Genomic DNA, 20,348 nt, shown 5'->3' on the forward strand with positions numbered 1-20,348 from the left:
TGAGGTGGCCGCCGCATGAGCTGGGTGCTGATCGCGCTCCTCGGCGTGCCACTCGCCGGAGCCGCCGCGCTGCTCGTACCGTTCGGGGCGGACGCCGAGGCCAGGGGGCGGCTGCTCAGGGTGCACGGCCTGGTCGTCTCCGGCCTCACGTTCGCGCTGTCGGTGGTGCTGGTCGCCGCGTTCGACCACGACGACGCCGCTCGGATGCAGTTCGTCACCGACCTCGCCTGGATCCCCGGTCTCGACCTCAGGTTCCACCTCGGTGTGGACGGGATCTCATTGCCGCTGGTCGCGCTGACCACGCTGCTGACCTTCCTCTGCTTCGTCTACCTGTGCCGGGGGCGCGCCGACGGCCCCGGGCAGCTGCTGAGCCCCCGGCCCGGCGGCAACCGGCCGCGGGCGCTGGTGTTCACGCTGCTCGTCCTCGAAGTGGGCATGATCGGCACCTTCCTCGCGCTCGACCTGTTGCTGTTCTTCGTGTTCTTCGAGGTTGTCCTCATCCCGATGTACTTCGTGATCGCCATCTGGGGCGGGCGTGCCCGCCGGGCGGCGGCGATCAAGTTCATCCTCTACACCCTGCTCGGCTCGGTGGTCCTCCTGCTCGGCCTGCTGCTCATCTGGTCGCAGACCGGCACCCTGGACATGACCGCCCTCGCGCGGGCACGCGGAACGGGCATGTCCCCCGCGGTGCAGACCATCGCCTTCCTGGCCGTCGGCATCGGCTTCGCGGTGAAGACCCCGATGTGGCCGCTGCACACCTGGCTGCCCGACGCCCACACCGAGGCGCCGACCGTCGGCTCGGTGCTCCTGGCGGGCGTGCTGCTCAAGATGGGCACGTACGGCTTCGCCCGCGTCGCGATCCCGGTCCTGCCCGACGGTGCCGCCGCGACGGCCCCGTGGCTCGGGGCCTTCGCGGTGGTCGGCATCGTCTACGGCTCGCTGGCCTGCCTCGCCCAGCGTGACCTCAAACGGATGATCGCCTACTCCTCGGTCGGCCACATGGGCTTCGTGCTCCTGGGCTTCGCCACGCTCACCCCGGCCGGAATCAACGGCGCCCTGTTCGGCAACATCGCCCACGGTCTCATCACCGCCCTGCTGTTCTTCGTCGCCGGAGCGATCAAGGAGCGCTACGGCACCTCCGACATGCCGGCCCTCGGCGGTGGCATGCTGACCCGCCTTCCCCACCTCGCCTCCCTGCTCACCTTCGCCTGCGTCGCCTCACTCGGGCTGCCGGGGCTGGCGGGCTTCTGGGGCGAGATGCTGGCCCTCCTCGGCGCCTTCGAACCGGCCGCGGGTCTGTCCCGCCCCCTCTACCTGGTCTTCATGGCCCTCGGAGGTCTCGGTACGGTGCTGACCGCCGCCTACTTCCTGCTCATGCTCTCCCGCGTCACCCACGGCCGGGGCACCGAGACGGTCCATGTCCCGGTCCTCGCCGCGGTCGCCGCGGGCGGTCTCCCCTCCACGGGCCCGACCGGTGAGGAGGGCGACCACGGGGGTGGTGCCCCTGCCACCGAGGCGGAGAAGAAGGAGGGGCCCTCCATGGCAACCGTCGGCGGAGAAGACGCTTCCCCTCCGGCGACCCCGGCGACCCTGGGAGCTTCGGACACTCCGGGGTCGCCGGGCGCTTCGGGGACGACCACGCGAGTGGTCTCGGAAACGACAGGTAGGACGACAGGTAGAACAACAGGTAAGACGAGTGAGAGGAGCACAGGCAGGTCGCGAATGCCCGACGTCGCGGGCCACGAGCTGGCCGCCTGGGTGCCGCTGATCGCGCTGATCCTGCTGTTCGGGCTCTGGCCCAAGGCGCTCCTCCTCCTCACCGATCCGGTGGTCCGGACCCTGGTGGGCGCGCCGTGATCCAGTCGATCGACTACTACGCGGTCGCGCCGCCCCTGATCCTCGCCCTCACCGCCGGGCTCGTGCTGCTCCTGGACGCCTTCCTGCCCCGCAGGCCGTACGTCAGGACGGCACTCGGTGCGGTAACGCTGGCCGGGGTGATCGGCGCCCTGGCGGTGGTGATCTCCCAGGCCGTACGCACCGGAGGCCCGCTGAGAACCTTCTGCGTGCCCGAGGGGCTGCTCGGCTCCCCCCGCGCGGTGATCGGCGCCATCGTTCCCCCGGTCACCGAGCCGACCGCGACCGCGCCCGCGGCCGCCGTGGCGCCGTGCTCGTTCGTGGTCGACGACTTCACCCTCGTCTTCGCGGGGCTCGCGCTGGCCGCCGGGATCGTCGTGGTGCTGCTGTCGGCGGCCGAGCTCTCCTCCGGGGACATCCCCGTCGGGGAGTGGTACTTCCTGCTGCTCTGCACGCTGGCCGGTGCCGTCGCCCTGCCCGCCTCCCGCGACCTGATCATGCTGGTGGTCGCGCTGGAGCTCGTCTCGCTGCCGGTGTTCGCGCTCACCGCGCTCAGGCGTTACGACGGCCGGAGCTCCGAGGCGGCGGTCAAGCTCTTCCTCGTCTCCGTGGTCTCCACGGCGGTGATGCTCTTCGGGGTCTCCCTGCTGTACGGGACGACCGGCACCGTCTACCTCGACCGGATCGCCCGCGTCCTGCGACAGGACGTCAACGTCACCGGCCCGGGGCCGGGCCAGGGAGACGTCGGCACCGCCTACAGCTCCTGGCTGCAGATCGGTTACGACCTGCCCGCCGTGGTCACCGTGGCCGTGGTCCTGGTCCTCGCCGGGTTCGCCTTCAAGATCGCGGTGGTGCCGTTCCACGCGTGGGCGGGCGACGTCTACCAGGGCGCGCCCATCCCCGTCGCGGCGCTCCTCTCCGTCATCTCCAAGGCGGCGGGGTTCGCGGGGCTGATCCTCATCCTGGTCGTCGCCCTGGGCGGGCAGGGGGCCACCTGGGTCCCGCTGGTCGCGATCCTCGCCGCGCTGACCATGACCGTCGGCAACCTCCTGGCCATGCGCCAGCGCCACGCCGTACGGCTGCTCGCCTGGTCGTCCGTCGCCCAGTCGGGCTACATCCTCGCCCCCCTCGGCATCAGGAGCGACGAGGCGATGAACGCCTCGATCGCCTACCTGGTCTTCTACGCGGCGATGAACCTCGGGGCGTTCGCCGTGGTCACGCTGGTGTCGAGGAGGTCGGGCGGGGGAGGGCTGGACGACTACCGGGGCCTGGCGTTCCGGAGCCCGGCGGCCGGGCTGGCGCTGGCCTTCTTCCTGATCTGCCTCGCGGGCCTGCCCCCGGGGCTGGCCGGGCTCTTCGCCAAGATCGTGGTGTTCCGGGAGCTCCTCGGCGGGGGCGGTGGCTGGCTCGCCGCCGTGATGGCGGTCAACACGGTCGTGGGCCTCTACTACTACGCCGCCTGGGTCGTACGGATCTTCACCCCGGCCCCGGTGACCGAAACCGCCGCGATCGGGGCCGGGGTCAGGGCCGGGGGCGCCATGCCGGGCAGCGCCGCGACCGGGAACGTCGTGACCGAAAGCGCCGCGACCGGGGGCGCCGTGACGGGCAGCGCCGCGACGGAAAGCGCCGTGACAGGCAGTGCCGCGACGGAAAGCGCCGCGACAGGAAACGCGGAGACGGGCGGTCGCGGTGCCGGGTGGATACCCGCGAGTGTGGCGGTCGCGGTGGCCGGGATCGTCGCGATCGCGTTCTCGGTCGCCCCCCAGCTGGTCCTCGATCTCGTCCCCGCGGCGCTCATCTCCGCGGGCTGAACCATCCGGGAACGTTCGACCTGGCCGGAGACGTTGTCACAGGTGAATCAGCATCAACCGAGAGGGGGGTGTAGTGCACCACAACGGTCTGCGTACCGCGGTCCTTCTCGGCGCACTGTCCGCGGTGATCATCGTGGTGGGGGCGTGGTTCGGAGGCGGCGCGGGAGTGCAGATCGCGCTCCTGGTCGCGCTGGCGACCAGCGGCGTCGCCTACTTCTTCTCCGACCGTATCGCGCTGTCCGCCATGCGCGCCCGGCCGGTGGGCGAGGTCGAGCAGCCGCTCCTCTACCGGATCGTGCGCGAGCTCTCCACCGAGGCCCGCCAGCCCATGCCCCGGCTCTACGTCTCCCCGACCATGCAGCCCAACGCCTTCGCGACGGGGCGCAACCCCCGCAACGCCGCGGTCTGCGTGACCTACGGGATCACCCAGCTCCTCGACGAGCGCGAGCTGCGCGGGGTCATCGGGCACGAGCTCTCCCACGTCTACAACCGCGACATCCTGATCTCCTCGGTGGCCGGCGCGCTCGCCACGATGATCACCTACCTCGGTTACGTCGGCCTGTTCTTCGGCGGCGGGGACGAGGACGAGGGTCCCGGGTTCATCGGCGCGATCCTCATGATCGTGCTCGGCCCGGTCGCGGCCGGGATGATCCAGATGGCCATCTCCCGCTCCCGCGAGTACCAGGCGGACGAGTCCGGTGCCCGGCTGACGGGCGATCCGCTCGCCCTCGCCTCGGCGCTGAGGAAGATCGAGATGGGCACCCGCCAGCTGCCCCTCCCGGAGAACGGCCGGATCGCCTCCGCCTCCCACCTGATGATCGCCAACCCCTTCCGCGGCGCCGGGATCGGCCGGATGTTCTCCACCCACCCGCCCACCGCCGAGCGTGTCGCCCGCCTGGAGCGCATGGCCGGTTACCGTCGCTGATCCCGCGCTCCGGTAACCCTCGCGGTCCACGGCGGATCAGGGAGTCAGGCCGGTGACGATCGGATTGTGGACGGATCCGGGCACGACGAAGCCGCCCATCCGTTCCGTGACGCCCCACTCCTGATCGACCCGATACCAGGTGTAGCGGGTGCCGCCCCCCTTCCTGATCCTGCGCGGGACGACCGTCTGCAGGTCGAGGTGGCCCGCGCCGTTCCAGCGCATCCGGGTCGGGGTCCTGTCGGCGGGCACCGCGATGGGGTCGCGCCGGGGAATGCCGCCGGTGGGCACGTCCCACAGGCGGATCCCCGCGTCGCGCGCGGTGAAGTGGGCGACGATCTCACCGTCCGGGCCGAGCGCGCCCCCCACCGGGACGTGCCCCCGCTCGGTGAAGGGCGACACCGAGTAGATCCCCGCCTGGAAAGCATCGTCCACCACGAGTACGAACCGCGCGTCAGGGCTGAAACTCCACGGTCGCAGGCCAAGCGGCACCGGGATGCCCTCCCCGCTGTACGTGTCCAGGATCCGATGCTCCCCGCCGACGCCCAGCACCGCGTACCGCCCGCCGGGAGAGAGCTCGACCCGTGCCGCGCGCATCGCGTTCGACCACCTCACTCCCGGCACCGCGCGCACCTCGCCGGTGGCCACCTTCAGCACCACCAGCGCCCCGTCCCTCCGCTGGAAGTACGCGACATGCCTGCCGTTCGGCGACAGGGCGAGCGGTGCCCGTTGCCTGCCCACGGAGAACACCCGGGCGCCGGGGAGAGCGACCACCCCGCCGCCGCGTATCCAGAGTTTCCACGGAGCGCAGACGCACCCGTCGAGTCCCGCGTACCGGACCGGAGGTCGCGCGCCCCCGGCCTGCGCGGGAACACCCGCGCCCATGACCGCGGCGACCGCGACCGCGCCGACGCAAACGCTCAAGCGGCAGAACAACCCCACTGAGGCCCCCCGAGTCCTCCGGACAGGGGGGTGTCCGTCGCGTACGGGCTCACTGTACGCCCGGGGGAAGGCAGGCACCGTACGCCTCGGGTAAGGCCGGCCGCTGGTGTCGCCGTGAGTGTCATCCGACCACGGGCACCTCCCCGGGACCGGCCTCCCGCAGAGGCCGGTCCTGGGGAGGACACGGGCCGGGCGGCTCAGGAGTGCTGCGTGACCGGGTCGGTCTCCTGCGCGGAGAGGCCGGGAACGCCGTCGATGCTCTCGCGGTTCTTCCGCGCCCGGTGAGCGCGCTTCTGCTTGGTGTCCTTACGTCCCGCCCATTCGTCCAGCAGCGTCCGGTCCTTGTCGAAGGACATGAACGGCACCGAGAAGCCGCAGGAGTCGGCGATACGGTCGCAGTCGACGACGATGATCGACCGCACGCCCGGATGCGGGCCGAAATTCTTGATCAGTGTCGCGAAGTCGGGGTTCTCCGGTACGACGACCCGGCCGGTGCCGTACAGGCGGAGGATGTTGGGAGGGCCGGAGAAGGCGCAGAACATGACCGTGATGCGGCCGTTCTGGCGGAGGTGGGCGATGGTCTCCACCCCGCTGCCGTCCAGGTCCAGGTAGGCGACGGTGGTGTCGTCGAGAACGGCGAAGGTGTCGGCGTACCCCTTGGGGGACATGTTGACGTGGCCGCCCTGCTCGGGAGCCGTCGCCACGAAGTAGATCGGCTGCGCTCCGATGAACTCACGCAGCCGGTCGTTGATCCTGTCATGAATTTTCCCCATAAACAGGACGATAATTCTTTGCCGTTCGCCGGTCGGCACCGCCTCCGGTGATTGCCTCTGTGGAGTCCTTCCCGCCGAGGGGCCGTACCGCCACTCGGCCGGGCCCGGCAGGGGGCGGCGCGGTGCGACTGCGAGACAGGCCTGCCGGGCGAGAAGCCGGGACCTGGTCACGACACCGGCGTGGCCGTTTCCCGAACATGAGAGAACGGAGCGGCTGCGGAACGGGTTCGCTGAGCGAGAGGCGGGGACCTGGTCACCACGTTGCCACGGCCGTATCCCGAACATGACACGTTGCCACGGCCGTATCCCGAACGTGAGAGGACGGGGCGGCTCCCGCGAACCGTCCCGTCCTCTCGTTCGAGGGGGAGAACGTCAGGCGATCGCCGGTTCGGCCACGGGGCGCGGCGTGCTCACCGGAGCCTCGTCGAGCGGCTGCGGGGGAGCGTTGAGCACCGCCTCGTCGAGACGGCTCTCGCTGCGAGCGACGAGGACCGGCACCACGATCTGTCCCGCGACGTTGGTCGCGGTGCGGATCATGTCGAGGATCGGGTCGATGGCCAGCAACAGGCCGACGCCTTCGAGCGGCAGGCCCAGCGTGCTCAGCGTCAGCGTGAGCATCACGGTCGCGCCGGTCAGACCGGCCGTCGCGGCCGAGCCGACCACGGAGACGAACGCGATCAGCAGGTACTCGCCGACCCCCAGCGGGACGTTGAACACCTGCGCCACGAAGATCGCCGCCAGCGCCGGGTAGATCGAGGCGCAACCGTCCATCTTGGTGGTCGCGCCGAACGGCACGGCGAAGGAGGCGTAGTCGCGGTCGACGCCCAGACGCTCGATCGTGACCTTCTGCGTCAGCGGCAGCGTGCCGACCGACGAACGGGAGACGAAGGCCAGCTCGATCGCGGGCCACGCGTTGCGGAAGAACGTGATCGGGTTGACCTTGCCGACCAGCGCGAGCAGCGTCGGGTAGACGGCCAGCAGGACGATGAAGCAGCCGACGTAGACGCCGAGGGTGAGCTTGGCCAGCGGTGCGAGCAGGTCCCATCCGTACGTGGCGACCGACTTGCCGATCAGGCCGGCGGTCCCGATGGGGGCCAGGCGGATGACCCACCACAGCGCCTTCTGGACCAGTTCGAGGATAGAGCGGCTGAAGTCGAGGAACGGCTCGGCTTTCTCCCCGATCGCGAGGGCCGCCGCGCCGAGGACGACTCCCAGGAAGACGATCTGGAGGACGTTGAGCTCGGTGAACGCCGTGACGATGTTCGTCGGGATGATGCCGGTGAGGAAGTCGACCCACGTGCCGACGTTCTCGGGCGCCTTCGCGCCCGCCGTGCTCAAGGTGACACCCTGGCCGGGGTTGATGATCAGGCCGAGGCCGATGCCGACGATGACGGCGATCAGCGCGGTGGCCAGGAACCAGAACAGCGTCTTGCCCGCCAACCTGGCCGCGCCGTTGACGTTGCGGAGATTGGCGACGCTGACCAGTACGGCGGTGAACACCAGCGGCGGCACCGCCAGCTTGAGCAGCTGGACGAAGATCTTTCCGATTTCGGTGAGGGTGGTGGCCAGCCAGGCGAGGTCCCAGACGCGGGCGGCGAAGCCGAGTGCCACGCCCACGACCAGGCCCAGCAGCAACTGCAGGGAGAACGAGAATCTCTTCACGATGAGGAAGGCTCCGAAAGAAGGCACGCCTGAAGAAGGCATGCGAAAGAGAGGAGGTGGTGAGAGGCGGTGGTGAGGGATCGAGCGCTCGTCAGAGCGCGATCAGCGACATCAGAACGCGATCAGCGACAGAGGCAGCCGGTCAGGCGGCAGAGATCGACGTGCAGCCGCTCGACGAGCCACACAAACAGGACGTAGAACCTCACAGGATCAGTAAGCCACAGTGAACGGGACATCATTCCGACTGTAGAAGTGACCTGCCTCTCAAATCAAGACTTTTCCGACTGGTAGTAAGGGGATTAAGTCATCGGAGGCCGGGGTGATCGGAACCGAGAGGCCGTGACCGAGGGGATCGAAGGGCTCGGGCACGCCCCCTCAACCGAGGTGTCAGGGTTCTACGTCTTGGGCCGAACGTTCGTCCCCGGGGGTTGTGGGGGCCCGGTGTTTCGGGAGGCCGGGGGTTCCGAGGGCTCTGGGGGATCCGGGGGGTCCAGGGGTTCGCAAGCCCCGGAGTCCTGGGCCTCCCGCTGTGTCGAGCCCTTCGCCCGGTCGGCACCGGCGGTGGCGGCGTGGACGGACGACGCTCGCCGTCGCTGTTTCAGATCAAGAACGCTTCAGGCCAAGAACGCTTCAGGTCAAGGACGTCGGCCTCGGCCCGGCGTAGTGATCACCTTGAGGACCACGGAGCCATCTCGTGACTCGGTCGGGGTCGGGGCGCTCACCTTCAGTGATCTGCCCGAAACGGGGAGCGGCCGGGGCGCAAGAGAGTCTCTTGCCCCGGCCGTGTGCCCTGGATGTGCCCTTCCGGAGCGGTAAGGTCCTGAAACCACAGGTCAGAGCCTCGGTTTCCCTTCCGCTAGCGGTAGTTCGAGAACTGAAGCGCGATCTCCAGGTCCTTGCCCTTGAGGAGGGCGATGACCTCCTGCAGCTCGTCCCTCTTCTTCGAGCTCACCCGCAGCTCCTCGCCCTGGATCTGGGCCTTGACGCCCTTGGGCCCCTCATCGCGAATGATCTTCGAGATCTTCTTGGCGTGCTCCTGGTCGATGCCCTCCTTGAGGGTCACCAGAAGCCGGTACTCCTTGCCGGACAGCCTGGGCTCGTCGGCGTCCAGGATCTTGAGGGAGAGCCCCCGCTTGATCAGCTTGTCCTTGAAGACGTCGAGGACCGCGTTGGCGCGCTCCTCGCTGTTGGCCTTGATCTCAACGGCCTTCTGACCGCCCGACCAGGCGATGGTCGCGCCGGTGCCCTTGAAGTCGAATCGGTGCCCGACCTCCTTGACCGTCTGGTTCAGCGCGTTGTCGGCTTCCTGGTGGTCGATCTTGCTAACGATGTCGAACGATGAATCCGCCAAAGCACAATCCCCTCTGACCTGCTAGAACTATGAATCGCCGCCCGGCTCCCGGAGGCCACGGACCTCGAATCGCGCTGGCACCCGCGAGCCGGTTCGGTAGACGCGTACGTAACGGATCAGCCTAGCCAGCATCTCCCGCCCATGCCGAGGCGACAGCCTGTCCCTCTCCCACCCTCAGCGGGTCCTTCCTCCGCCCTCAGCGTGTCCTCCTCCCGCCCTCGGCAGGTCCCGTCCCACCCTCACCGGGTCCCGTCCTGCCCTCAGTAGGTCCCGTCCCGCCCTTGCGTGTCTCATTTCCACTCCCCCTCCTCCTGCTCACCCTGGCGTGCTCGCCCTTCCTCCGACCGTCCCGGCCATTCCCCAGGACCCTCACCATCGAGCCCTGTCCCACCCCGGCACCGCGATGCCTCTGGTGTCACTCCCTCCCCGGATTCCCCAGACGGCACCGTCGCAAGCGGCGACGTACGCACCAAAAGTCCTGATAGGAGCGGGTATCGGGAGGTGCCCGCCGTCGATGTCACGTCACACTCGGAAGTCCGCTATTCTTCTACCTGTCGCCGCCGCAAGCGGAGGACATGGCAGGTTGCCCGAGTGGTCAAAGGGAGCGGTCTGTAAAACCGTCGGCTCAGCCTACGCAGGTTCAAGTCCTGCACCTGCCACCAGCCAAACTGGCAGCTCAGAGGCCCTCCGGGGCCTCTTTTGCGTTTCCGGGAGATGCAGCCGCAGGCAGTCGGAAGCAGCCGCATGTCACTACTCCACCAATATGCGTGCAATGATCTTGAAGGCGTTTTCCCAGGTCACGCTGGGCTTTCTGGTGGCTCTGGAACGGGCATCGGCCTTTCGATGGCCTGCTGAGACGTGACAGGATGTGCCGCATGCTGACTCGAAGGAACCGTGCCGCGTAGGCCGCCCAGCACTCTGCGTTCAGGGTGCCCTCGATCACCCGCCCCCACCCCGGCCAGGCAGATACCTGGAATCTCCCGCAAAACCCATGCCGCGATACGACGACTGGAAGCCGAGCGTCTGTGGCTGAACGCCCTGGCCGACGCCTTGGACCAGTACGCGGGGTTTCTCCGGCACTCTGGCCGGTACCTCTATCTCCGTCCGGATGGGTTGCCGTGTTGCGATCCGGTAGAAGCTCGTGACCTCCTGGAGGAAGCCCTTCACGCCCTCCCCTCGTCTGCTCGATCTGAGCTCTGGCGAATCGTGGAGCCTCTGGACACGAAGTTCCGCGACCGGACCCTGCCTGATCCAGGGGCGGACGGCGGACGCTCGTTGATGTCAGGCGCATGGTGGCGCCATCGGCTGGCCGAGTTGTGATCATGTGATGGCTCCACAGCGTGCAGAACAAGCGAAAGGGCCCCGGATGGCTTCCGGGACCCTCTTCGTGCGATGAACACCTCAGCCGACCAGCGCGTCACCGATCCGCTGGTTCGCCAGATCCTTGTGGCCGTCGAGGCACTTGGCGTAGACCCGCAGCAGGACGTCCACGCTGTGCCCGGCCCGCTCCGCCACATCGGGAGCCGAGACACCCGCGTTAAGCCAGAGTGAGACCGCCGCGTGCCTCAGGTCGTACGGTCTACGAGCTAGGTTCTGTCCGGCGGATCAAGGCGTCGTACGCTCCAGAACATGCACAGCACCCTGACGGAGCACGCCCGGTGTCTCTATGGAGACGAGTACCGACCTACGCCAGAGTGCGACCTCGACCATCGGGAGCACTACTTCATCGAGGAGCTGACCTTTGCTGACGCGGATTCGATCCTGGCAATGCTGCGTGAACTCTGCCCGCAAGTGGTCGACGGCCGCCTGCCGGTCTGGGTCCGCAACTTGTCCTATCGGCTGGTGCTTTTACAGCGACCGGACGAGCCGGCGCTGATGCGAGAGGCTGCCGAGAACCTGTGGTTGCACGGACCGGACTGGGACGACATCGCAGCAGACCTGACGCGGCGGGCAGACACTCTAGAAGCGGGATGATCATGGCTTGAGCTAGAGGCGGATCGAGGCCACGGTGACGGTGCCGTGGAAGACATAGGCGCGTTTGTCATACCGCGTGGCCACGGCCCTGGAGTGTTTGAGCCGGTTGATCGTGCGCTCGACTTCGTTGCGGCGCCTGTACAGCTCCCTGTCGAAGCCGACAGGCCGTCCGCCTCGGCTGCCACGGCGGCGGCGGTTGGCCCGCTGGTCCCTCGGCTCGGGGATGGTGTGCTTAATCTGCCGTCTGCGCGGGTAGCGACGGTTGCGGCGGGAGCTGTAAGCCTTATCACCACCCAGGCGATCGGGGCGCGTGCGCGGATGGCCACCGCCCAGTCGCTTGACCCGGATGCGTTCAAGCACCGGGATCAGCTGCGGGCTGTCGCCCCACTGGCCGGGTGTGACCTGCAGGGCCAGCGGCCGACAACCGCCCTCCCCGGCAAGGTGGATCTTGCAAGTCAGACCACCCCGGGAGCGTCCAAGTCCTTCGTCGAAGCGGTGCTGCCGCGGTGTCGATCTCCTCTTCGGAAGGCGCGGCGCTCTGCGCGGCACCCCGGCCGTATGCTGATGGGCCCGGCACGAGGTGGAGTCGACGCTCACCATGCTCCAGTCCACCCGCCCCTGGGCATTGGCATCGGCCTGGACCGCCTGGAGGATACTGTCCCAGGTACCGTCCGCGGACCACCGACGGTGACGCTCATAGACGGTCTTCCAGCTCCCGAACCGCTCCGGCAGATCCCGCCACGAGATGCCCGTGCGGATCCGAAACAGGATCCCGTTGATCACCTTTCGGTGGTCACTCCAACGACCACCCTGGCGCCCGGACTTCGGCAGATGCGGCGCAAGTCGCGCCCACTCGTCATGCGTCAGATCGCCCCGCCCCACGACCGGAATAATGATCCCAAAGCAAGACGGTCGCATAATCCGCCGGACAGAACTTAGTCCGTAGGCGCATGCCTCTCCCACACGGTTGCCAGCGAGCGGCCCATCGACAGATTCACTACCGAAGACGCGCGGATCGGGCTAAGTGTCAGGTCGCAGCCCCTACGGGGTGCGGATCGCTTCACCCCCGGTCAGGGCGGCGCGCTCGGCCAGTGCCTTGGCCTGTACGTCGGCCCCCACCTCTTGCAGGGCGCTTAGCAGGCGGGATATGGACTTGGGGGAGTCCAGGGGCACGCTCACCGAAGCTCGTTCCGCAAGTGCCATGACCTGGTCGTCAGCTCCTGCACGTTGCAGGGCATACAGCCCTACGATGATGGCCTGTGGGCTGTCCAAGGAGACATTGGTGGCAATGCGTTTGGCCAGGGCTGTGATCTGCGCGTGGGCTCCTAGCCGCTGAAGGACATCCAGCAGTTTGGCCATAGCGTGCAGGTTCCTGAGATGTAGGTCGGGAAGATGCTCGACCACCCCCGCCACCTGCTCAGTGGCTCCCATCCGTCGAAGGGCATCCAGAAACCCGGCCAATTTATACGGATCCCTCAGGTCGAGCTGGAGGGAAGAAACGCGCTCAACCAGGGCCCCGATCTGCGTGTAGGCTCTTACCCGCCAAAGAGCATCCAGCAGCTTGACCATGATGTGCAGGTCGTTGAACTGAAGGTCGGGAACATGCTCGACCAACATCGCGATCTGCTCCTCGGCTCCTACCCGCCGAAGAGCATCCAGCAGTCCAATTACGGCATGCGGATCGTTGATATCGAGATGAAGGTCGGGGACACGCTCGACCAACATCGCGATCTGCTCCTCGGCTCCTACCCGCCGAAGGACATCCAGCAGCTTGACCACGGCATATGGGTTGCTGAGATGAAGGTCGGGGACACGCTCGACCAACATCGCGATCTGCTCCTCGGCTCCTACCCGCCGAAGAGCATCCAACAACCCGGCCACTTCGTACGGATCCTTCAGGTCGAGAGGGAGGTCAGGGATGCGCTCGACCAACATCGCGACCTGCCCCTCGGCTCCTGCTCGTCGAAACGAATCCAGCAATCCGGTCACGGCACGCGGGTCGTGAGGATTGATGTCGGTGGGAAGCTCGCCCTGGGTCGGTTGCTGGCTCTCCAGTTGATCGAGAAACTCTTCGAGTGCCTGAACACGATGTTCCGCTTGGCGGGCTCGGTCGCGGGCTAGTTCCAGTTGCTGGGCCAGATGGGTGGTCTCTCGGTGGTATTGAGTCCGGACGTGGTCCCAGGAAGCACGGAGACGGTCGGTCTCGGTGCGCAGCCCTTGGAGAGTTCGAGTGCGTTCTGTGAGCTGTTGTTCCAGGATCTGGGCGTAGCGCTCGGCTTCCTTCCAGCTAGTGACCGCGATCTCCAACTTGTCGCTGACTTTCCGGACTCGATACTCGTGGGGGTGGGCAACTTTGAGAGCAGTCATCTGAAGCTTGACCAGGTGTGCGCGGACCTCATCGGTCACCGGGGTGCCCGCACCTGCGCGTAGGGCCAGAACCTGGTCGAGGAACCACCGGTCGGTAGGCACGCGCTTGCCACTCAAGTAGCGAGACACGGTGCCCTTATCGATTGGGTGGAGCCGGCAGAACAGGCTGATCGACATGTCTAGGGCGGTGAACTGAGCTCGTAGCTCTCCTGTCCAGGCCATCACCTGCGGGCTGAGCTCCAGGCTCAATGGAGCCAACTCGACTGGACGACGGGCAATCTCGCTCACCCGCCCATCATCACCGCCCCAGGCGCTTTCCGCGACGAACCGCAGCCCCTGCGGGTGTTGCCGAATGTCTGCAACCCCCGTCTGTAACCGTTGCAGTGCGGCGCAACCCCCCTGGATTCTGGCTTTCTAGAACCGAGCATTTGCACCTCGCCTCGCCATCGCGCGGCGATACGAAAGAGAGGAATCCTGTGTCCCGCCCGGTTCACTCAACATCCCCGCTCTTGACCGTTAGGGCCGCCCTGATCCTTGGTCTAGCTCTGATCTTCGGTGCGGTCACCGGAGCTCTCACCTATTGGGCCACCAGTTCGGCCCCTGGGGCGATCCTGGGCGTCGGTGCTGCTACCGCCGGTGCGATTGGGCTGCTAAACCAGATCATCGACGGCACGCTTAGCGACAACGGCGACTAGGTTCTATAGATCTGCCGAACAGAACTTAGCGGTCAGACACACTGCTCCACATGCACACGGGGGGCGGAGTTCCTGAGGGCCGGAGGGGGTCGACAGGAACTTGTACCCGCAAGCGGTAACCAACGACGAGCCCCTGTTCTCACAGTCAGAGCACAGGGGCTGTTTGCTGCAAGGTGGCATCCAGCGGGATGGCGCATGAAGCTCAACGCTAGCCAGCACAAGAGACATCAGACCAGTCCCACCAGGACAATCCGTCATCGTGCACACAGGGCAATCAGTTGATGAGGAAGGCCGAGAGCAGGTACACGCGAATGACGGCGCGATCTAGCATGTCCGGAAGGGAGGTCTCTCTAGTCATCATGGCTTACGTACACCTCGATCGCCAGTCTGTGAAGAGTGGGCCGCGTGTAAGAGTCTCATCCGGTTACACCGGATTGATCTTTTTCGCTGTCGATGGAGCAAGTTCGTGAGGCAGGATCCTTCTCGACTCTCCTTACCTCGGCCTCTTGTTTGAGCCAGGGTGGCGGACCGCTCGCCAGGCCGATGGCCGGTCGGTCTAGGAGTCGGCCTCGGACTCTCAGGCCAGCAGCGATCAGGTCTCAGGAAGGCCGGCCGTCTCACGCTTACCGCTGGGTTCGAAGAACTCTCAGTGTTGACTGTGCCGAATGCGTGCCGAAGTCTTCCCTGAAAAGTACATCCCTGCTGGTTAGAGCGTTTTCGCCGTAGGACTGTAAAACCGTCGGCTCAGCCTACGCAGGTTCAAGTCCTGCACCTGCCACCAGCCAAACTGGCAGCTCAGAGGCCCTCCGGGGCCTCTTTTGCGTTTCCGGGACATGCAGCCGCAGGCAGCCAGAAGCAGCCGCATGTCAGCGCTCCACCAATATGCGTGCAATGATCTTGAAAGCGTTTTCCCAGGTCGTGCCGAGTTTTCCGGGTGGTTCGCAAGCGAAAGACGACCCCGGGAACGCAGAAGGGCCCCGGATGGCTTCCGGGACCCTCTTCGTGCGATGAACACCTCAGCCGACCAGCGCGTCACCGATCCGCTGGTTCGCCAGATCCTTGTGACCGTCGAGGCACTTGGCGTAGACCCGCAACAGGACATCCACACTGTGCCCGGCCCGCTCCGCCACGTCGGGAGCCGAGACGCCGGCGTTGAGCCAGAGAGAGACCGCCGCGTGCCTCAGGTCGTACGGTCTGCGAGCCAGGGGAGAGGCCACCTGAGCCGGAGTGAAGGCCAGCTTCCGAGCCTCCTGCCACACCTCGGTATAGGCCGTCGACGCGATCACGCCGCCACGCTCGCTACGGAAGATCCGCCCGTCCGCGCCGGTCCCGTACTCCTCGATGTGCCGACGAAGAATCGCGACCAGTTCCGGCGGGATCGGCACCGGACGCACGTCGGCCCGGCCCCGGTGCTTGAGCCCTCGTTCCTCGTGGGCGTTCCCGCTGTCCGTCCAATGTGTGTTGACCTCTGGCCGGGAGATGTCGACCGTCAGCCGCCCCCAGCCCTTGGGCGGAAGGTGGCAGTCCTGGAGTCGCAGGCCGACCGCCTCAGCCGGGCGCAGCGCCGCGTAGTACATGCAGGCGAACAACGCCATGAGCCGCCGGCCACGACCACGCCCGCCCACGTAGGTCACCATCGTGAGCAGCTCTTGAGCCTGCCGGGGGTTGACCGCGACGCGGGGATCAACGGTCTCGGTGACCTTGGGCGGCTTCCAGGTGACCTTGTGCAGCGGGTTGGCGTCCAGCTCCTCCAACTCCACCGCGTACTCCAGCACGGCATGGAAGACGGCCCGCTTCCGGGCGATCGTGTTCGGAGCCGCCGCCTTGCCGTCGAGGCGGAGGGCGAGCGCGTCGAGTGCCAGCCGTACCGTCTTGGCGTCGTTCAGGGCGGTCAGGTCGAGCGACGAGGACTGAAGCCAGCGGGCCGCCTGTGCCATCTCCGGGGAAATCTCGGCCCTCTTGCTCTCCGGGAGGAGGAGGTGTTTCCGGAGAGCCGTCCGCATGATCTGGGCATCGGGACGGCCGGGACGGTCCTTGGTCAGCGAGGGGAGAACCGTGGCGAGCGCGTCTGACATGCTGTCCCGGCTCTTGGCCGCCGCGTGGGGCCACTTCATCTCGATGAAGGCCGCGACGAATTCAAGGACGGTCCGGGCGTCCTTTGCCTTGATCATCGAGAGGGGGAGACCACTCTCGATTTCGAACGCTTCGCCTCGCTTGGCGGCCTGCCGCAGGTCCGACAGGAAGCTCTCGGCGAGTGCCTTGGTGCGATAGGTCTTCGAGGAGCGCTTCCGGGCGACCGCCCAGCGCACCACGTACGAAGGCGTCTTGCTCGACTTGTTCCGGCTGATCTCGAAGAACTTGACGTCGTATGAGGTGTTCACGCCGCCTCCCGGAGGGTTTCCAGCCATGCCTCGAACTCGCTGCGGTGGAGGCGGATCTCGTCGTTGGGGAGTCGCAGGCCGCGGGGGAACTTGCCGATCTCGCGCCAGCGGTAGAGGGTCCGGACGGAGACCCCGCCGAGCTTGTCGAGGATCTCCGGAACGGTCAGGAGCTCGTCGTCCTTCTTCTTCATGCCGCCTCCCTCGTTGCCGAAAGATCTCGTCCGGTCGCTTCCGCTTGCAGGGTCAGCAGGGTTGTTCGCCAGCGCTGGCGTTCGGCGACCATGCGCAGCAGCCGCAGGGCCAGGGAAGGGATGTTGCCGTCGCCGGCCGGGACGGGCTTCCAGACGTAGCGGTGTGGGTCGACAGGCTCGTCAGCCAGGCCGAGCGCTTCCATGACCCAGGTGCGGCGGTCGCGCTTGTGCTCGGACAGGGTCTTGTTGGACCACTTGCGCGAGACCAGGACGCGACGGCCCGCGTAGCCGAGGTGTTCGGGCTTATGTGCCTTGCTCCGGCACCGGCCCGGCGTCATGCCCGCCTTGGGATTCTTGGGCTGGACTCCGTAGCGCAGCCAGTTCGGGCAGGCCGGGGAGCAGGGTTCGTAGCGGAGCGCCTCGACCATGCGGGCCGCGTGGTCGCGTTGGGCCGGGTTGTCGGCGTCGAGGGTGTCGCCGAGGCTCTTGGTCAGGTACTTGCTCAGGTAGCGGATGCACTGGTCGGCATCCGGGGTGCCACCGAGGACGCCCTGAACGTCGACCTGGTCGCCGAAGCGGACCACGTGCAGCGGTTCGGCCTCTTCGTCGGCGTCGAGCCGGTCGAGTGCTTCGCGCCAGGTGGGCAGCACTTCCCCGGTGACCGGATCGAGGTAGTCGCCGTCCTGCCCGTCCAGGTAGGGCGTGCCGTTTTCCCGCGCGGGACGCTCGACCCACACCGGCAGGTGATCGCCCTCGAAGCGCACCTCGTCGACCGAGGGCCACCACACCTGGTGGTAGGTAGCCGCCGCGATCGCTTTGACCTCGGCGCGCGGCATGGTGCCCCGGATGGCCATGTGCAGGTGCGGCGCGAGCCGCTTCTGTGGTTCGACCGAAGAGAAGTACTGCAGGTCATAGCCCGCGACGCGGCGAAGGTTCTGCACGAAGCGGTCGACGAGCTTGGAGAAGTGCAGCGCGTCTCGGACCGCCCGCCGGTAGTCGTAGCTGTCCGGGTCGACGGGCACGCCGTTGCGCACCTTGCCGTAGGAGGGAAGCGTGAGCGTGACGAACAGCGACGGCCGGTAGACCATCCCATCAGAGCTGGTGAACGTCCGTCCCAGGGTGGTGTTCTGCCGCACCTTCCTGGGCAGGTCGGGGGCGTCCTGGCGTCGCCGGGTCGAGCGGTTGCGCTTGGCGGTGGTACGGCCGAGCAGGGTGCGGCGCATCCCGGCCGCGGTGATCTCGGCATCCAGTCCGGTGAGGATCGCGTCCAGGTCGGTGGTGTCGTCGCCGGCCTTTTCCGCGGCATCGCGCTGGGCCTGCATGTCGGCGCGGAACTCCACCAGCCAGAGCTGTTCCTCGTTGGGCTCATCCGGGGTGATCGAAGGTTCGGCCTCCAGGTGCCAGCCTTCCCGGCACTGGGCCATCCGCAGGTAGCGGTTACGTCGGGCGCACGACGAGCACTTGGCGTCCATGGTGGCCCCGCAGGGCACGTTGACGTCCTCGGTAAGCCCGGTGCGCGTGTCCAGCCGACGCAGGACCACCGGCCGGATGCACACCCCGTTGTGCTTGGCGATCTCCACCGCCACATCCAGCGCGAGCGGCATCCTTTGACGTTCGGCGCGTGACAGGCTGCGGTCGTTGGGGTTGCTCACGCGTCCGCCTCCTGGTCGTGGTCGAGGAGTGCGCCCTGTCCGCATTCGCGGCACTCGACCAGGCCGCGGATCAGGTCCAGCCACAGCGTGTTGACCGCGTGACAGACAGCACAGCGCAGGCCGTCGAGGATGTAGGCCAGCTCAGTCACGCTCGCCCCTCTCTCGCACTTCGGACAGGTCGGCCACCAGCCGGAACATGCTCTGGTACGGGTCGGTGGTGACGCGGACGTTGAACAGCTCGAAGGCCAGGACGGGCTGAGCGTGGTGCGGTCCCAGGGCGGCCAGGATGGGCCGCTCGCAGAGGCGGGTGATCTCCTCTTCGGTGCCGTAGAAGCTGACCCTCACGCGGTCACCTCCATGGCCATCGCGCGGATGTCGCTGTCGGAGACGTAGGCGGCACGGACCCGGATCGGGTCGGGTGAGGTCTCCAGCCGGACGTAGCCGATACCGGCGCCCTGCTCGGGGATCGGGGAGATGTGATCGGCCAGTGCCCCGCGGTCGCGTGCGCCGTCGCCGAGCACCATGTCGACCTGCTCGGACTCGTCGAGGCGGAGTGCGATCTTGTCGGGGAACAGGTTGCGGATGTTCATGACCTCCTTGCGCGGATCCTGGAGAGCGGCCAGGACACCGAAACCGACCGCGCGGCCCTGCGTGGTGAGCGTCGCCAGGGCGGCGGAGATGCGAAGCTTGAGACCCTTGTCGGACTGGTAGGCGGTCAGGAACGCCACCTCGTCGACCACCACCAGGACGAACGGGTCATCGACAGTGGGAGTGTGGGAGCGCTGGAGTCCGGCGTAGCGGTCAGCCCGTTCCTGCATGATCTTCACCGCCGCTTCGAGGAGATCGGCGCAGTCGGCTGGGCTCGCGGCGTAGCGGTCGCCGAACAGGTCACGCCCGTAGGACAGCTCCATCCGTTTGGGATCCAGCGCCCACACCTGTGCCAGGCCCGCACGCGTGGCGGGCAGCAGGCCGCGGATCGCCGACCAGATAACCGAGCCCTTGCCCGCCCCGGTGGCCCCGGCGACCAGGACGTGAGTGCCGTGGACCTTCAGGAGCCAGGGCTTGCCGTCTTCACACTTGCCGACCTCCACCGGACCCACCGATGCCTCATCCGGGACCGGTACGGCCGGGAGCGGAGTGGCGAGGGGATCACGGCGGGGGAAGACGAGCAGCAGCCGGCCGGAACGCGCGATGGAGACCCGGCAGGAACGGGCGCCGAACCCGTGGGCGAGGTGCTCGGTGCGGTCGGCCCAGTCCTTGACCGCCTGTCCGGTGAGCATCCGCACCGTGACCACGTCGGCCCACGAGGTGCAGGTGACGCGGACGACGTGAGGCAGGTAGTCCCGGCCGCGTAAGTGTCGTCCGAGCCCGGAGATGATCATCACCGGTTGCCAGTGCCGCCGGTAGACCCACACCAGCCGCCACCAGGCCAACAGACGCCAGCCCAGCAGGCGAAGGAACGAGGGACGAGCGAGGAAGAACCAGGCGGTGAGGCTGAGAGGGGTCACGGTGACGAGGCCAAGACCCCAACGCCAGCCACAGACGTAGGTGACCACGCCGGGGGTGAGCACGACGGCCGAGGCGATGGGGTGGCGCCACAGCAGCCGCAGACCACCGGCCAGCAGCCGCCACGCGAAGATCACAATGGTGACGATCGCCGGAGTGCGGAGGACAGCCGGCCGGAAGACGACGGCGGTATCGGGGGTGGTGGAGACGAGGTTCTGCGCCTCGTCGCCGGGCAGTTTCTTGAACATTAGGCTGGGGGCCTTCCTT

17 protein-coding genes, 1 tRNA gene and 1 pseudogene are annotated in these 20,348 nt (G+C 67.4%); 5 read left to right on the forward strand and 14 right to left on the reverse strand.

The window, feature by feature from the left end:
• Window positions 1-15 precede the first annotated feature (15 nt).
• The 3 genes from ABT053_RS12695 (at window position 16) to htpX (ending at window position 4,590) form a co-directional block, all read left to right on the forward strand.
• Window positions 16-1,857, forward strand: coding sequence for a complex I subunit 4 family protein (locus ABT053_RS12695; protein WP_350969082.1), 1,842 nt, complete (start codon window positions 16-18; stop codon window positions 1,855-1,857).
• Window positions 1,854-3,665, forward strand: a complete 1,812-nt coding sequence (locus ABT053_RS12700; protein ID WP_350969083.1) for an NADH-quinone oxidoreductase subunit N — start codon at window positions 1,854-1,856, stop codon at window positions 3,663-3,665. Before ABT053_RS12695 ends, ABT053_RS12700 begins: the two co-directional genes overlap by 4 nt.
• Window positions 3,666-3,738: 73 nt before the next feature.
• Window positions 3,739-4,590, forward strand: coding sequence for a zinc metalloprotease HtpX (gene htpX / locus ABT053_RS12705; protein ID WP_350969084.1), 852 nt, complete (start codon window positions 3,739-3,741; stop codon window positions 4,588-4,590).
• A 36-nt stretch (window positions 4,591-4,626) separates the two neighbouring features.
• Here the strand turns inward: htpX and ABT053_RS12710 are convergent, their stop codons facing one another.
• The 5 genes from ABT053_RS12710 to ABT053_RS12730 form a co-directional block, all read right to left on the reverse strand.
• The gene (locus ABT053_RS12710) at window positions 4,627-5,511 is read right to left on the reverse strand and encodes a WD40 repeat domain-containing protein (RefSeq protein ID WP_350969085.1); all 885 of its coding nucleotides are present in this window, start codon (window positions 5,509-5,511) and stop codon (window positions 4,627-4,629) included.
• Between the two features lie 215 nt (window positions 5,512-5,726).
• Window positions 5,727-6,302, reverse strand: a complete 576-nt coding sequence (locus tag ABT053_RS12715) for a pyridoxamine 5'-phosphate oxidase family protein (protein ID WP_350969086.1) — start codon at window positions 6,300-6,302, stop codon at window positions 5,727-5,729.
• A gap of 372 nt (window positions 6,303-6,674) precedes the next feature.
• The gene (locus ABT053_RS12720) at window positions 6,675-7,964 is read right to left on the reverse strand and encodes a dicarboxylate/amino acid:cation symporter (protein WP_350969087.1); all 1,290 of its coding nucleotides are present in this window, start codon (window positions 7,962-7,964) and stop codon (window positions 6,675-6,677) included.
• A gap of 122 nt (window positions 7,965-8,086) precedes the next feature.
• On the reverse strand, window positions 8,087-8,203 hold the full coding sequence (locus ABT053_RS12725) for a putative leader peptide (protein ID WP_350969088.1): 117 nt from the start codon (window positions 8,201-8,203) through the stop codon (window positions 8,087-8,089).
• A 617-nt stretch (window positions 8,204-8,820) separates the two neighbouring features.
• Window positions 8,821-9,315, reverse strand: a complete 495-nt coding sequence (locus tag ABT053_RS12730) for a YajQ family cyclic di-GMP-binding protein (RefSeq protein WP_350969089.1) — start codon at window positions 9,313-9,315, stop codon at window positions 8,821-8,823.
• Between the two features lie 577 nt (window positions 9,316-9,892).
• Here ABT053_RS12730 and ABT053_RS12735 point away from each other — a divergent pair.
• A tRNA-Tyr gene (locus ABT053_RS12735) sits at window positions 9,893-9,977 on the forward strand.
• Between the two features lie 739 nt (window positions 9,978-10,716).
• On the opposite strand, the pseudogene ABT053_RS12740 reads toward ABT053_RS12735, so the two are convergent.
• Window positions 10,717-10,905, reverse strand: a pseudogene (locus ABT053_RS12740) (tyrosine-type recombinase/integrase); the annotation flags it as partial.
• Window positions 10,906-10,944: 39 nt separating this feature from the next.
• Between ABT053_RS12740 and ABT053_RS12745 the strand changes: the two are divergent.
• On the forward strand, window positions 10,945-11,289 hold the full coding sequence (locus ABT053_RS12745) for a hypothetical protein (protein WP_350969090.1): 345 nt from the start codon (window positions 10,945-10,947) through the stop codon (window positions 11,287-11,289).
• A gap of 12 nt (window positions 11,290-11,301) precedes the next feature.
• Here ABT053_RS12745 and ABT053_RS12750 read toward each other — a convergent pair whose 3' ends face one another.
• From ABT053_RS12750 to ABT053_RS12785, 8 genes are all read right to left on the reverse strand, one after another.
• Window positions 11,302-12,171: an IS5 family transposase gene (locus ABT053_RS12750; protein ID WP_350969091.1), complete on the reverse strand. Its 870-nt coding sequence runs from the start codon at window positions 12,169-12,171 to the stop codon at window positions 11,302-11,304.
• Between the two features lie 159 nt (window positions 12,172-12,330).
• On the reverse strand, window positions 12,331-13,944 hold the full coding sequence (locus tag ABT053_RS12755) for a hypothetical protein (protein ID WP_350969092.1): 1,614 nt from the start codon (window positions 13,942-13,944) through the stop codon (window positions 12,331-12,333).
• A gap of 1,423 nt (window positions 13,945-15,367) precedes the next feature.
• On the reverse strand, window positions 15,368-16,732 hold the full coding sequence (locus ABT053_RS12760; RefSeq protein WP_350969093.1) for a tyrosine-type recombinase/integrase: 1,365 nt from the start codon (window positions 16,730-16,732) through the stop codon (window positions 15,368-15,370).
• Window positions 16,729-16,923 (reverse strand): helix-turn-helix transcriptional regulator, encoded by a 195-nt coding sequence (locus tag ABT053_RS12765; RefSeq protein ID WP_350969094.1) that lies wholly within the window; start codon window positions 16,921-16,923, stop codon window positions 16,729-16,731. Before ABT053_RS12765 ends, ABT053_RS12760 begins: the two co-directional genes overlap by 4 nt.
• On the reverse strand, window positions 16,920-18,575 hold the full coding sequence (locus ABT053_RS12770) for a replication initiator (RefSeq protein WP_350969095.1): 1,656 nt from the start codon (window positions 18,573-18,575) through the stop codon (window positions 16,920-16,922). The genes ABT053_RS12765 and ABT053_RS12770 overlap by 4 nt, the downstream gene beginning before the upstream one ends.
• The gene (locus ABT053_RS12775) at window positions 18,572-18,724 is read right to left on the reverse strand and encodes a hypothetical protein (RefSeq protein ID WP_350969096.1); all 153 of its coding nucleotides are present in this window, start codon (window positions 18,722-18,724) and stop codon (window positions 18,572-18,574) included. The genes ABT053_RS12770 and ABT053_RS12775 overlap by 4 nt, the downstream gene beginning before the upstream one ends.
• Window positions 18,717-18,920: a hypothetical protein gene (locus tag ABT053_RS12780; protein WP_350969097.1), complete on the reverse strand. Its 204-nt coding sequence runs from the start codon at window positions 18,918-18,920 to the stop codon at window positions 18,717-18,719. The genes ABT053_RS12775 and ABT053_RS12780 overlap by 8 nt, the downstream gene beginning before the upstream one ends.
• On the reverse strand, window positions 18,917-20,329 hold the full coding sequence (locus ABT053_RS12785) for an FtsK/SpoIIIE domain-containing protein (RefSeq protein WP_350969098.1): 1,413 nt from the start codon (window positions 20,327-20,329) through the stop codon (window positions 18,917-18,919). Before ABT053_RS12785 ends, ABT053_RS12780 begins: the two co-directional genes overlap by 4 nt.
• Window positions 20,330-20,348 lie beyond the last annotated feature (19 nt).

The organism is Streptosporangium sp. NPDC002524 (assembly GCF_040295985.1).
Taxonomy (GTDB): Bacteria; Actinomycetota; Actinomycetes; order Streptosporangiales; family Streptosporangiaceae; genus Streptosporangium.